A 12,830-nucleotide genomic window follows, 5' to 3' on the forward strand; every position below is an offset into this window, starting at 1 on the left:
GACGCGCCCACCCGGCGGACCCCGGGAAGAGGACGGACGGGGCGGCCACCGGCGCGCCTACGCGCCGTGCCCCGCCCGCCCTCCGGGCCTCCCGGCGTCGCGGAACCGCCGGGTGAGCGGGGGCAGCACCGGGTACTCGGCGAACTCGCGCAGGGACATCACCGCGGTCGCCTCCCAGGGCAGGCGGCCGCGCCAGCGGCTGGCCAGGCACACGTCCACGGCCTGGTCCACCTCCCGCCAGCGCCCGGGTGCGGGCTCGCCCGGCAGGCGTCTGGCCGCCAGGGCGGCGCCGAAGGCGTCCAGGAACCCCCGCACCCGCTCCCGCCCGGCGCGCACGACCCCGGCGCCCGGGTCCAGGGACAGCGCGCGGGCGCGCCGGTCCACCAGGTACAGCTCCGGGCGCAGGTGGACGCTGCCCATGCCCAGCGACTTGCCCATGCCGATCTTGTGCGCGTGCTCGGGGTCGGCGGGGTCGCCCCCGTCCACGGGATTGTCCAGCAGCAGGGCGCGCAGCAGCGCACCGAGTTCGCCGTCGGTGAGGTTGGTGAAAGTGATGCGTGAGCGAAAGGTGAGACCGTCGCGGAGGGGGACGACGTCGCGTTGGGTGTCGCGGGGCGGTTCGGGCCGGGATCCCGGAGCCAGCACCGTCAGCCCCAGCTCCTCCTGGGTGCGGGCGTCGTAGCGCACCGGTCCGCCCGGGGCGGCGCGGTGCCGGTGCAGGTACACCTTGTACCCGCCCAGCCGCACCAGGCCCTCGTGCGACCACGTGATGATGTCGGGCCGGTCCCCCGAGGCGGCGTCGGGTCCCTGGAGCAGGTAGTTGGCGAAGCAGCCCCGCTGGGGAGAGAGCAGCTGCACGCGCAGGGCCGCGCCGTCGGGGTAGTCCGGGTCGGGGTCGGTGCTCAGCGCGCTGCCGAAGGACACCCGGCCCTTGGACGCCCCCGACTCGCCCGCGAAGGTGTCGGTGTCGCCGAACAGGGCCCGGCACACGTCCACCGTGCGCCCCGCCAGGGCGGCCCTGCCCGGGTCGCCGTGCTGGGGGCCCAGGACGGGCGCGGGCAGGGCCCGGCGGACCGGGTTGTCGTCGCTGACGGCGATGCGGTAGCCGCCGGAGCGGCCGAAGGAGACCACCTCCCCGGACGCGTCGAGGTCGAACCAGACCGGTTCGAGCCCGCGGCGGGGCAGGCCGCCGCCGGCGGCCCCGGCGACCGGTTCGCGCACGGGGTCGGCCGCGCCCGTGCCCAGGGTGTCGGGGAAGGCGGCGCGCTGGTAGCCGGTGACCTGCTCGGCCGACTCGAACAGCTCCACCATGGCGTCCGGGACGCGCAGGCGTCCGCCCAGGTCGGCGGGCCGGGGGAAGAGGTAGGCGTTGCGGCGCCCACCCGCGGCGACCCCGGTCAGGACCACCAGGGCCCGCACCACCCCTCCCCCGCCCAGGTCGCGGGCGCCGTCGGCGCGGGCGTCCAGGTAGGCGCGGGCCTCCTCCTCGGTGGGGGCGACGGCGGCCACGCGCCGTTCCCCGGGCAGGTGGACGGCGTGCACCCACCGGTACTGGAGGTGCCCGTGCTGTTCGTGGGTGGTGGGGACGTAGGTGCTGCTCCTGGGAGGGTCGGGAAAGTCGTCGATGCCGAAGTCCCAGGTGCGCAGGCTCTCGCGCAGGACCGTGAAGGGCACCTTGAGCGCCTGGCCGGGCTCGCCCGACAGGGCGGTGGCGGGGACCTCGACCACGTACCAGCGCCCGTCGGACGGCGAGTGGAACAGGAACCCCTGCTTGGTGCGCAGCCCGGACCGGCGCCTGCGGTAGTGGGAGTGCTGGTGGGCCATGACCCTGCGGGCGCGCGCGGACAGGGCGCTGTCGGCGCTGTCGGGGTCGATGCGCACGGGCGCGCGGAAGAACAGCATCGGAGTGTTGACCGGACCGGTCTCGCCGCTGGTGAGCATGCGCACGGTGTTGCGGACCAGGCCGCGCAGGGTCGAGCCGGGGACGGCGGGCAGGTGGCGGTCGCCGTGCGGGAAGCGGGTGGAGGCGTTCACGCGCCCGCGTTCGAGGGTCTGGCCGACGAAGGTGGGGGTGAGGGTGGTCAGGGTCAGGTCGATCCACCCGGAGTGGGTGCCCGCCACGGTGCGGTCGTGGCTGCGCAGCAGGTCGCCGGTGGGGTGGTCGCCGTGCAGGTCGGCGGCGGGCATGGGGGTGTCGGCGATCCGGACCAGACCGTAGGGCGCGGTGGCGTGGAACCGTTCCGCCCGCGGGCGCGGGCCGCCGCCGCACTCTCCGGGGCTCACCACGGCTGCTCCGCCCGCCGGATCTCGTCGCCGGTGCCCACGTCGAACTCCGGCCCGGTCGGCTTGACCCCCGGGCGCATCCCGGTGAGCCGGTGGAAGGCCACGCCCACCGCGCCGGTGGCGGGGTCCTGCGCCCAGTACTCGCGCACCGTCAGCCAGGTGCCCGTGCTCTCCAGGGCGGTTCCGGCGCCGGGCACGGGCCGGAGGCGGCCGGAGAAGTCGGTCCACGCCACCGGGAGCACCGCCTGTGCGCCGGAGGGCTCCCGCGTCACCGACAGGGGCACCTCTCCGTCCAGGGTGCGGCTGGAGGAGGGGCCGTTCCAGCCCTGGAGGAGGAGGGAGCGCTCCCGCGGGCGCAGCTCCTCGGGGAGGTCGCCGGGGGCGTCCGCGCTGATCCACCCGGCCTCGGCTCCCTCTCCGAGCCGGATCTGCGCGTGCGGACCGAACACCAGGACCTCCAGGACCCGCCAGCGGTCGGCCGGCCCCGGGGGCGCGGCCGACAGGTGGGCGGTGGGCGGCTGGTCCGAGCGGCGCCACCGCGGCCCCGGGCAGGCGCCGGTGACGCGGCCGTCGCCGAGTTCGGCGAGCAGCCACTGCGGCCGGTCCGGTGCGCCGGGCACGCCAGGGACCCCGGTGTCGAGCAGGCGGCAGCGGACACCGTGGACGAAGACGTCGTCGAGGACTCCGTCGACCTGCGCGGCGGTCAGGCGGCGCACGGCCAGGCCGTGCGGGCGCGGGGGCTCGTGGTTCACCTGGGCTCCTCCGTGGTGGGCGCGGGGGCGAGCGCGGCGTGCAGGGCGGCCAGCCAGCCGCGGGCGGTGGCCGCGTCGGCGCTGTCGGGTGCGAACAGGGCGGTGAGCAGGTCCACCGTGTCCGGTGGCCCTCCGCCCGGGGGGTGGGTGGTCAGGAGGGCGCGGGTGGCGGTCAGGCGCCCGTTCCCGGTTCCGGCGCCCGCGCCGAGGGTGTCGAAGGGTACCGTGGCCAGCTCCCGCACGAGGAGGGCGAGCAGACCGCGGACGGCGTCGTCGGGCTCGCGCACGTCCAGGACCGCCTCGGCGCCGCCGCCGCAGTGCAGGTCGGTGGTGAACAGGCGGCCGTCCACGGCGTCGCCGAAGAGGGAGTCCACGGTCAGCCGGGTGGCGGTCAGGGGTGCTCCGCCGGTGAGCACGGGGACGGTGCGCAGCCGGATCCGGGCGGGGCGCGGGAGGCCGCGCCGGTCGGTGTCGGCGCCCCACCAGTGGTCGTGCCAGTCGCGCCACCGGTCCGGCCCGGCGCCCAGGTGTTCGGCCGCGTCCCGGACCAGTCGGCCGCCGATCCTCTTGAACAGGGCGAACAGCGCGGTGTCGCCCAGGACCGGGGCGGGGTGGACGGCGGCCTTGTCCGGGTCGGTGACGGCGGGGCGGTGGCGGTGTGCCCGGTCCGCCTCGCCCAGGCGTTCGGGGGCGGGGGCGTCGCCGACCATGAGCAGGCCGGGCCTGGGGTCGCGCGGCGGCGGGGCGGTGGGATCGGGCTGCTCGGCGACGGCCAGGGTCAGGTGGAGTTCGGCGCGGTGGCGGCGGTCGGGCCGGTGCGCGCGGGCGAGCGCGTGGGCGGCGGTGGCCCCGCGCCCGCAGGCGCGCAGGGCCCCGGTCAGGGCGGCGGCCAGGTCGGCGGGGGCGTCGGCGAGCGCGTCGGCGCCCTCCTCCCAGCGCCGGGCCCAGGAGCGCGCGTGGTAGGCGAGCCAGCCGCGCTCGTCGGTGAGGTCGTGGCGGCGCGCCGACCAGTGGGTGGCGCGGACGGCGCCGTAGCCGCGGCCGGTGCGCCCGCCCACGCGTATGCCGGGGCCGGACCCGCCGGGCCCGGAGAGTCCGTCGCAGGCCAGGAGCAGCAGGGTGAGCAGGCGGGCCTCGTCGGCCGGTGCGGGCACGTGCAGGCGCAGGTGGGCGGTGAACACGGTACCCGCGGGCAGGATCTCCCACCGCCACGTGCGGCCCGGCTGGACGGTGCCCGCGGCCGGGTCGACCCGGATGCCGGTGCGGACCGCTACCGCTGTGTCCTCGGGGAGTTCGGCGCGGGCGTCGTCCACGTCCAGCGCGCTCGCGGCGGCCCCCTCCCCGCCCGGCGCGGCCTCGGACTCCGCCGAGCCCATGAGGGCGCGGACGTCGTCGGGGTCGCCCGTGCGGGCGGCGAGTTCGTGGCGCAGCAGCCCGGCCAGGGTGGTGGCGCGCAGACGGGGCGCGCCGGTGACCGGGTCGCGGTCCACGTGCAGGTCCGCGTCGCTTCCGGCGGCGTGGCGGGGCCTGGCCCGGGCCGCCCCGACGTGGGTGTCGGAGAGCAGGCACAGCCGCAGGGTGACCTCCCACAGCAGCCCGGGCGGGGCTGGCTCGCCGCTCACCCGGGGCCTCCCCCGCCGGGGCGTCCCCCGTCCTGCTCGGCGCGCGGCAGGCGGGCGGCCTCGGCCAGCCAGGAGGAGACCAGGACCAGGGCGAGGCGTGCGGCGGCATGGCGCTCCCAGTCGCGGGCGCGGGCGGACAGGCCCCGGTCCCCGGGGGGCAGACCGTCGGGCAGGGAGAGGTCCACGGCGGCGACGGCCCGGGCGTAGGCGGGGCTGTGCACGGGGTGGGGCCGGTTGTCCCGCCACCAGGCCCCGGCCCCGCCGGACAGGTCCGACAGCCAGGACCGGACGCTGACGGGGCGGTCGTGGCCCGGGCGGACCAGGCGGGCCCGGTCCAGGGCGCGCACGGCCCGGCCGTGCGGGACCTTGGGGGTGCCCGTGTGGCCGGGGACGCGGCCGCGGACGGTGCGCCCGAGGGCGGCCAGGGCGTCCTCGGGGGTGGAGTGGGGATCGGCGGCGACCTCGCGCAGGCGCCCCAGCAGGCCGGGGGTGAGCGGGGCGAGCCGGCGGGCGGAGCCGCGGACCAGGGCGCGGGCGTGGTCGCGGACGGGCTGGACGGCGGCGTTCCACAGGAGCGCGTCGTACAGGGCGCGCAGCTGGTCGTCCTCCTCCCCCGGCGGGGGCGCCGCGGCGGGGACGGCGCGGCCGTCGGGGAGGGCGACGGTGCCCGGCGGGCGGCCCGCGAGGGGGGTGGCCAGCGGGGCGAGGGGTTCGGGGCCGGGAGGGGGAGGGCGGAGCAGGGTGAACTGTCCGTGGCCGTCCACGACCCGTTCGCCCAGGGGGTGCGCCTCCAGGTCGCGGACCCGCCCGGTGTCCAGGTCGCGGTCCAGGGTCAGGCGGACCACAGCGCCGGGGCGGGCGGCCCAGCGCTGGGCCATGGGGCCGTGGTAGCCGCGGTGGTAGGCGCCGACGAGCCCGGCCTCGGCGTGGCTGGCGAGGACGCGCGCCCGGGCGCCGGGCAGGCGCCGGGCCAGGAGGTCGAGCACGGCGGGCACCAGGTGCGCCGGGCGGTACTGGCCGTCGTCTCCCACCAGCAGCGCCGGGGAGAGCAGGAGCAGGTCGAAGGGGGTCCCGGCGGTCCAGGAGCGGGGGCCCGAGGGTTCGACGCGGTCGGGCGACAGGAGGCGGTCGGGGTCGGCGGGGGCCACGCGGACGCCGCCGTGGGCGCGGGTGCCCCCGGAGCCGAGGGTGAGGGTGCCGTCGGCCTGGGCCAGGAAGGCGGCGAGGCGTTCGGCGAGCGCCCGCAGGGCGGCGTGGTCGCGGGCGCGCAGCTGCCAGCGGGCCTCGAAGACCTGGCCGGGGTCGATGCTGGTGGTGAGGAAGGGCACGCCCCGGGGCGCGTCACCGGTGCGGGGGCGTCCGAGGTACTGCTCGGTGGTGGTGCGCACGGCGGCGCGCAGGGAGCGGTCCGGGGTGAGGGGGTCGCGGACCGCGCGGTAGGGCGTGGCCGGGTCAGTGGGGCCGAAGGCGTCGACGGTGGTGTCGCCGTCCTTGCCCGGCGTGTACAGGTGGGCGGGGGCGGGGTGGGCGGCCCCGGTCTCCAGAAGGGGGTGGGCGGGAGCGAAGCGGACCTGTTCGCCGCGGGCCACCCAGTCGTGGAGTTCGCGGTCGCGGCCGGCGCGGCGCAGCGCGGCGGCGAGCATGCCGCGCTGGGCCCGGCCGCTGACGGAGTGCTCGGAGTCCACGCGCAGCGGGTCGAAGGAGGTGCGCACGGCGAGGGTGTCGGTCAGGACGTAGCGCAGCGGAAGGTAGCCGCTCACCGCGAACCCGCTCACGTGCCCCCCTCCGTGTCCCGGTGCGGTCCGGTGCACCGCCGTGGTGTCCGCGCCGGCACCGGATCCGCGCCCCCGACGGTGTTCCCCGCCGGAGGGGCGGTGGGGCCGGGCGTCGCCGTGCCGGGGGAACGGAGTCTCATGGGGGTGTACCTTCCCGTTCCCGGCCGCCGTTCACGGGCGCGGCCAGGCTCAGGGTCACCTCGTGCGGATCGCTCCCCCCGTCCCCGGCCAGGCGCACGTCCACCCGGCCCCGGCCGCGCGTGCCCCTGGACCCGATACGGGTGGTGGCCAGGCAGGCGCGGGCCAGCAACCGCCAGTGCTCCTCCCCCGGCGGGGAGGCCCAGGTCAGCGCGGCGGTGAGGGTCAGGCCCGGCAGGAGCGTCCGGTGCGTGCGCAGGCGGCCCGGCTCGGGCGCGCCGTCCGGACCCACCGCGATGCCCGACTCCAGGGTCGTGTAGGCGTCGGTCACCGCGCGGCGCAGGGTGGAGCGCAGCGGTTCGGCCCGGCCGGCGAGCGCGCGGGCGACCGCGGCGCGCACCCCGTCGCCCAGGACGGCGTGTCCCACCCGCAGCATCCGGTCCGCGCCGTGCGAACTCCCCCGGCCGAAGACCTCGTCGCAGGCCCCGGCCAGGCCGGGCGCCACCGCCAGGGCGCTGACCGCCCCGGCGCGCAGCCGCGCGGCGAGGCGGTGGCGGGGCAGGTAGGGCAGGCCGTGCTCGTCGGTGACCACGTCGGTGTCGGCGCCCGTGCCGTCCGCGCTGGCGCCGACGAACAGCGCGGGAGAGGCCAGGTGCACGGTGACGCGGTCCGGGCGGCTCACCGGAACGCGCCCCGCGGACGGGGCGCCCCGGTACGCGGACCGCCGTTCCCCGCCCGCCGCTGGGGGCGGTGGGGGTCGAGGGCCGCCGCCAGCCCGGGGTCCAGGTGCAGGTCCATCACCTCGACCGCGTCGAGCAGGCCGCCGGGCGTCCAGCCTCGGGGCAGGTCGACGGGCCCGCCCGTCGCGTGGGCGCGTCGGGCGAGTTCGGGCTCCGGGTCGGCGCCCGACTCCAACAGGGGCACCAGCGCGGAGACCAGCCAGCCCCGCTGGCGGGTGTCCCCGTCGGCGAGCAGGCTGCCCGGCGCGGTCGCGGACAGGTACCGGTCCAGGAAGCGGGCGAACCCGGTTCCGGTCAGGGGCAGGGCGGTCCGCGGCACCGGCGCCCGGCGGGCCCGGTCCAGGCGGCGCAGCACCCGTCCGACGCCGTCGAGGCGCGTCGTCCAGGCCACGGCGTGCTCGTCGCCCGCTCCGGGGTCGGCCTCGGCGGTCTGGAGGCGGTGCTCCTTGGCGCGGCGGCACATCGCCTCGCACAGGTCGTAGCCCAGCGACAACGGAGCGCCCACCGGCTGCACGGCCACGCCCACCCCCACCGTGGGCACGAACGTGGTGTGCGCCGCGCCGTCCGGCGCGACGACGGCGCGCCCGCCGCCGGGGCGGTCGCCGTGGGCCTCGGCGAGCGCGCGGTGCAGGCCCACCCGGGGGTCGCGGTCGTCGCCGACGCGCTCGGGGTCGGCGTCCAGCCAGTCGAGGGCGTAGCGCACCAGGCTGAGGGCGATCCGGGCGTCGCACAGCACGGTCAGGTCGTCCCCGGCGACCACGACGGGGCGGACCGGCAGGGACACGGGACCGGGCGGCTCGTGGTGCAGGGTGATCGGCGCGGCGGCGCCGGTTCCCGGAATGAGGGGCCGCTGACCGGGTCCGGCGTGGACGGTGGCCGCCACCGCGCGCACGAGGACACGGGCCAGCCCCTCGGTGAGCCCGGCGATGCGGGTGGACAGGCGGCGCTGGGCGAAGGCGCCCGAACCCGGCACGGCCGGGTCCCCCGCGCGTTCGCGGTACTCGCCCAGGAGGGCGCCCAGGCCGTTGACGTCGATGTGGACGACCGCGACGCGGCTGAGGCCGCCGTGGTCGCGGCCCAGGCGGTCCACCTCCATCGGCAGCGTCAGGGCGGGGGCTCCGGCGGCGGTGACGGCACCGGCCAGCCAGTCGGAGCTGTGGGCGCGGTGCCAGCGTCGGCCGATCCCCCGGGCCCGGGCGACGTCGGCGGCCACCCTCTCGTGCACGTCGGGGTGGTCGTCCTGGACGCGGCTGCTGTCCACCGACTCGGCGGGGCCTCCGCTGACCGAGCACACGGCGGTGATCCCGTACCCGTGCGCGGGGGTGTGCAGGGCCGACATGTGCCGCCGCGCCTCGCGCAGCCGCGCCGGGAGCAGGGCCAACGCCTCGTCCACCCCGGCGGCCGCCGTCGTGTCGGCGCCCGGCGCGCGGTCGGGCCCCGGGGATCCGGTCGTGCCCGTGTGCTCCGGGGCGGCGCCGCCCGGTCCCCCGGCCTCGTGCCCGGCCCCGGGACCGTAGGCCACGTGCGCCACCACGGGGGTCAGGTCCGCGGCGCGGTCGCGCAGCCTGCGGGTGTAGAGGGCGGTGAACCCGCGCGCCGAGGCCGCGTCGGGGAAGACCGCGGTGAGCGCCCCTCCGGCGTCGCGCAGCACCACGCAGTCCGGCGGTACGAGGTCGGCGATCCCGTGCTCGGCGTCGGATGTGTCGGTCAGCTCCGCGACGAGGGCGGCGCGCCCCACCGCGTCCAGGATGCGCCGGCCGCTGTACACGTAGGCCTGGATGCCGCGCAGGTCGACACCGACCACCACACCGCTGGACGGTGTTCCCCCCGGTCGCGTCGGGGCACCGGGGGGCCGGTGCTGCTCGGGGGCGAAGGTCACCGTGTCGGGCTCCTCCATCGGCGGGACGTGCGGGAACGCGGCGCCGCCGTGCGGCGCCTGCTGACCTCTCTCGGACGGTGCCGCACGACGCACCGGTACCAAGCGATACCAGCCCGGGTCCGCGGGGCCGCGCCCCGCCCCGGCCGGACGGCGCCGCTCCCGGGGCCCGGCGGCCTCCTCCCGTGGGCCCGCCGCCCGGGCGCGCGGCGCTGTCCGAGAGAGCTGGGTGCACGCACACCGCCCCGGTACGGAAAGGTTCCCCGATGGCCCCGCACACGTCCGAGACGATCGCGCCGCCAGGGCGCGAGACGTCCGTCCCCGCCGCGAACGGCGCTCCGCTCACCCCCCACGATCTCGTGCCGCACCTGCGCGGCCTGGCCCGCGCCCTGCGCGACCGGGGCGCGGACCGGGCCGGGCGGGAGCGCGCCCCCTCACCGTGAGCGCACGCCGTCGGCTCCCGCCCCCGTCCACGGGGTGGGAGCCGACGGCCGGGCCGGGCACCGGTGCGGCCACCGGTCCCGGTCGGCGGGGTCAGTCGAACAGGGCGCCCCCGAACTCCTCCTCGGCGACGGCGTGCGCCCGGGTCTCACCCACGCGCTGCGGGGCGCGGCGGGGCACCCGGTGCGGGGTCCGCCGGGGGCGCTGGGCGGGCACCCGTGCGGACGGCTGGCCGCTGGTCACCGTGTCCACCTGCACGGAGCCGAAGCCCTGGGCGGTGTACTTGCCCGCTCCGGTCAGCTCCAGCAGTTCCAGGAGGGTGGCGAAGGCGTCGGCGTGGCGGCGCTCGCCCCCGGCCAGGTCCAGCCGCAGCCCGCCGTGCCAGCCGAGCACGGTGCGGTTGTCGGCGTGCTGGTGCTCGGCCAGCCGCACCTCCTCGCCGGGCAGGGGCTCGCGGCGCACCCGGGCCAGCCCGCCGAACACCAGCTCCAGCCAGGGTTCGGCCAGGGTGGACGGCGCGAACCGGGCCACCGCGCCCACGGCCCCGCTGCCGCCGACGATCCCGCCGCCCGAACGGTGCACGGCGCCGAAGAGGCGCCGCGGGGTGGGCCAGATGTGCGGAATGCGCTCACCGGCGGCGTCGCGGGTGGTCATGACGATGGGGGTCCGGCTGCGCACCGCGGCCGAGCGCACCGCGGACGGGCCGCGCGGCTCGGTGAGCATCTGGGTGTAGGTGCGGTCGAAGGTGCGGGTGACCGAGAGGGGCACCAGCAGGTGGTCGCCGATCCGCTGGGGGTCGCCGACCAGCTCCTCCGGCGCGAGCGGGGGCGGGGTGTCGTCGTCCAGCCAGGTGAGCGTCCAGTGGTGCAGGCGGTCGCCCAGGGGCGAGGGCCACCCGTTCATGGCCCACCGCTTGGCGGCCGCGTGCTCCTCCGGGGACTGGGGCCACCAGCGGTTGAGCAGTCCGTGGCAGTCCTCGGGCCGGATCGGCCGCGCCGTGTCCGCCAGATCTCGCAGGATCACGGTCCACCGCATCGGCACGGGCACCACCCCTTCACTCGGTCGCGGCGGCGGACGTACACCGCCGAGGACTCCTCTCGGACAGTGCCGGGCCCTGTCCAGGGCCTCGCGTTCCCACGGGCACCGCCCTGCGTACCGGGACCGGGGCCGCCCGTGGACAACCGCTTCCGACCACCGGACGCGTACACGGTCACCGCGAACGGCGGCACGGCCCTGCGAGCGGGCGCCGGGTGCGCCGGGCCTTCGGACGCGCACGGCCGCGGGTCCCCGGTTCAGCCCTCGGCCATCTCCAGCAGGCGCAGCACGGTGCGCCAGTTGCGGCCCGTCACCGTCCCGTCGACGTGTCGGGCCACGAGGTCGGGGAGCCTGGCGTGTCTGAGCCCCAGCTCGTGGTGGGTGTAGACCTGGTCGCCCACCACCGCCATGCGCTCGCGCGGGTGGGCGGACGGGTCGAGCGCGGCCAGACCGGCGGCGTCCACGGCGCCGGAGCAGAACAGGACGAGGAACTTGGCGGGGTCGGGGACGGGGAGGGGGTTGGCCTCCACCGCGGCGCGCAGCTGCCCGGCGGTGCGCACCACGGTCGGCACGTCGAGCCCGAGTTCGGCGTCCACGGCCTCCCGCACCCGCCGGGCCACGGCGTCGGGCCGCGTCCCCTCGGCGCTGAACACCGCGTTGCCGCTCTGGAGGTGGGTGGCCACGTCGCCGTAGCCGAGTCCGGCGAGCAGGGAGCGCAGGTCGGCCATGGCGACGCGGCGGTGCGCGCCGAGGTTGATTCCGCGCAGCAGCGCGACGTACCTGGTCATGCCCACCATTGTGCCGAGACGGCGGCCGTGCGCACAAGTGTTCGACCCCGGCTGTGGACAACCCTCCGCGACGCGGCCGACGGCGGGGCCGTCCGTGCCCGGCCACGGCGGGCGCGGCGGTCCCGCGGCTGCCGCACCCGGCCTCGCGAACGCGGCGGCTCCGCGGATTCCGACCCCTCCCGTGGACCCCGGCGGGCGCCGCGGGTGCGTACGCTGGCACGCGTAGGCGCGGCTCCCTGGCCGCCGCGCAGACGTGAACCGCACCACGACCCCGGAGACGCCGTGCCGCGCCTGAGCCACACCTTCGACATCACCGCAGTGGACAGGGAGGTGGTCGAGCGCATCGTCGCCGCCCTGCACGAGGTCGCGCGCAGCTGCCGTTTCGACGGCCGGGGCTGGCTGCTGACCCCCGACGCGCCGACCCGGGCCCGTCTGGACCGGCGGGCCGACGAACTCGGCCTGCTCGACGGCGAGGAGGCCGAACGGTTGCGGGAGGAGCAGCGCCGCGCCGCCGAGGAACTGCGCGGGGGCGGCGCCGGCACACCGGCCGAGGCCGACGAACTGGCCGTGGCGGCCAGCGAGCTCTCCCTCCAGTTGCAGCGGGGGCGCCACCTCGAACCCCGCAGCCACTACCTCATCGCCGAGCTGTCCCCCGAGGGCGTTCCCGTCGATCCCGCAGACGACGAGGAGAAGGGCTGGAGCGGCACGGGCGTGACCCTCACCTCCTGGGACGAGGCGGGCACCACCTCGGCCGAGTTCGCCATGCCCGACACCGTCGGCACGCAGGAGGACCCCGTGACGTGGGGGACCGTCACCCACGACGCCCCCGCAGGCCTGCTCACCTGGAGCGCGCGGGTGCGGCTGCCCGGGCGCGGCGCCTGGCTGCGGTCGGCCGAGGGCACCCTGGAGGTGGACACGGGCGCCTGGTACGAGGCCGTCGCGCGGGGCCGGGACACCCCTCCCGTGCGGGTGCGGGCCACGCACTCCCTGGCCCGGATCAGCGCCTGGCTGTCCCCTTCGGTCTCCGCCGACGGCCGCTGGGCGGTGGAGGCCGTGCTCGACGTGCGCGGCCGGGGCGTGTTCCGCCCGGTGGTGGCGGCGGCCTTCTGGGCGGTCACCGCCTCCTTCCGCAGGGAGGACCGGCGCACGGCCCGTCAGGGGGGCGGGGAGCCGACCACGCGGGAGCGCCTGGACCAGACCGCCCGCGCCTGGGACCGCGTCGCCCGCAACGCGCCCCGGATCCCGGAGCTGCTGCACGAGGTGGCCCGGGCCATGGCCGAGGCGCCCGACGGGGACTGACTCCCCCGCCCTCCCCCGGGCGCTCGCGCTCCGCCCCTCCGCTCCCGGCCCCACTACCCCTCTCCGGGGGTCCCTCCGCCC

Annotated in this window: 10 protein-coding genes; 2 read left to right on the top strand and 8 right to left on the bottom strand. The window is 78.3% G+C overall.

The features are described from left to right. Positions 1–57: 57 nt before the first annotated feature. The 6 genes from UIS43_RS08570 to UIS43_RS08595 form a co-directional block, all read right to left on the bottom strand. A complete protein-coding gene (locus UIS43_RS08570) occupies positions 58–2,286 on the bottom strand; it encodes a TIGR03986 family CRISPR-associated RAMP protein (protein WP_013154001.1) in 2,229 nt (742 codons plus the stop codon). Further along, positions 2,280–3,035, bottom strand: coding sequence for a hypothetical protein (locus UIS43_RS08575; protein WP_013154002.1), 756 nt, complete (start codon positions 3,033–3,035; stop codon positions 2,280–2,282). Before UIS43_RS08575 ends, UIS43_RS08570 begins: the two co-directional genes overlap by 7 nt. Then, complete coding sequence (locus tag UIS43_RS08580; protein WP_071622419.1) at positions 3,032–4,657, bottom strand: RAMP superfamily CRISPR-associated protein; 1,626 nt, start codon at positions 4,655–4,657, stop codon at positions 3,032–3,034. Before UIS43_RS08580 ends, UIS43_RS08575 begins: the two co-directional genes overlap by 4 nt. Beyond that, positions 4,654–6,432: a hypothetical protein gene (locus UIS43_RS08585; RefSeq protein ID WP_370012935.1), complete on the bottom strand. Its 1,779-nt coding sequence runs from the start codon at positions 6,430–6,432 to the stop codon at positions 4,654–4,656. Before UIS43_RS08585 ends, UIS43_RS08580 begins: the two co-directional genes overlap by 4 nt. Before the next feature lie 136 nt (positions 6,433–6,568). Further along, positions 6,569–7,252: a hypothetical protein gene (locus UIS43_RS08590; protein ID WP_370012936.1), complete on the bottom strand. Its 684-nt coding sequence runs from the start codon at positions 7,250–7,252 to the stop codon at positions 6,569–6,571. Next, the gene (locus tag UIS43_RS08595; RefSeq protein WP_013154006.1) at positions 7,249–9,207 is read right to left on the bottom strand and encodes a hypothetical protein; all 1,959 of its coding nucleotides are present in this window, start codon (positions 9,205–9,207) and stop codon (positions 7,249–7,251) included. The genes UIS43_RS08590 and UIS43_RS08595 overlap by 4 nt, the downstream gene beginning before the upstream one ends. Positions 9,208–9,452: 245 nt before the next feature. On the opposite strand from UIS43_RS08595, the gene UIS43_RS08600 reads away from it, so the two are divergent. Then, on the top strand, positions 9,453–9,629 hold the full coding sequence (locus UIS43_RS08600; RefSeq protein WP_013154007.1) for a hypothetical protein: 177 nt from the start codon (positions 9,453–9,455) through the stop codon (positions 9,627–9,629). 91 nt (positions 9,630–9,720) lie between these two features. On the opposite strand, the gene UIS43_RS08605 is transcribed toward UIS43_RS08600, so the two are convergent. Together UIS43_RS08605 and UIS43_RS08610 are read right to left on the bottom strand one after the other, a co-directional pair. Further along, entirely contained in the window at positions 9,721–10,677 is a 957-nt protein-coding gene (locus tag UIS43_RS08605; RefSeq protein ID WP_013154008.1) for a CRISPR system precrRNA processing endoribonuclease RAMP protein Cas6, read from the bottom strand. 242 nt (positions 10,678–10,919) lie between these two features. Continuing rightward, positions 10,920–11,459, bottom strand: a complete 540-nt coding sequence (locus tag UIS43_RS08610) for a DUF1697 domain-containing protein (protein WP_013154009.1) — start codon at positions 11,457–11,459, stop codon at positions 10,920–10,922. A gap of 273 nt (positions 11,460–11,732) precedes the next feature. On the opposite strand from UIS43_RS08610, the gene UIS43_RS08615 reads away from it, so the two are divergent. Further along, positions 11,733–12,749 carry a hypothetical protein gene (locus tag UIS43_RS08615; protein ID WP_013154010.1) on the top strand — a complete coding sequence of 339 codons (1,017 nt, stop codon included), beginning with the start codon at positions 11,733–11,735 and terminating at the stop codon, positions 12,747–12,749. Positions 12,750–12,830 lie beyond the last annotated feature (81 nt).

Source organism: Nocardiopsis sp. LDBS0036 (genome assembly GCF_041228755.1).
Lineage (GTDB): Bacteria > Actinomycetota > Actinomycetes > Streptosporangiales > Streptosporangiaceae > Nocardiopsis > Nocardiopsis dassonvillei.

Coding starts and splice junctions, on each gene's coding strand:
- UIS43_RS08595 (WP_013154006.1), bottom strand. CDS start 9,207: ATGGAGGAGCCCGACACGGTGACCTTCGCCCCCGAGCAGCACCGGCCC.
- UIS43_RS08600 (WP_013154007.1), top strand. CDS start 9,453: ATGGCCCCGCACACGTCCGAGACGATCGCGCCGCCAGGGCGCGAGACG.
- UIS43_RS08610 (WP_013154009.1), bottom strand. CDS start 11,459: ATGGTGGGCATGACCAGGTACGTCGCGCTGCTGCGCGGAATCAACCTC.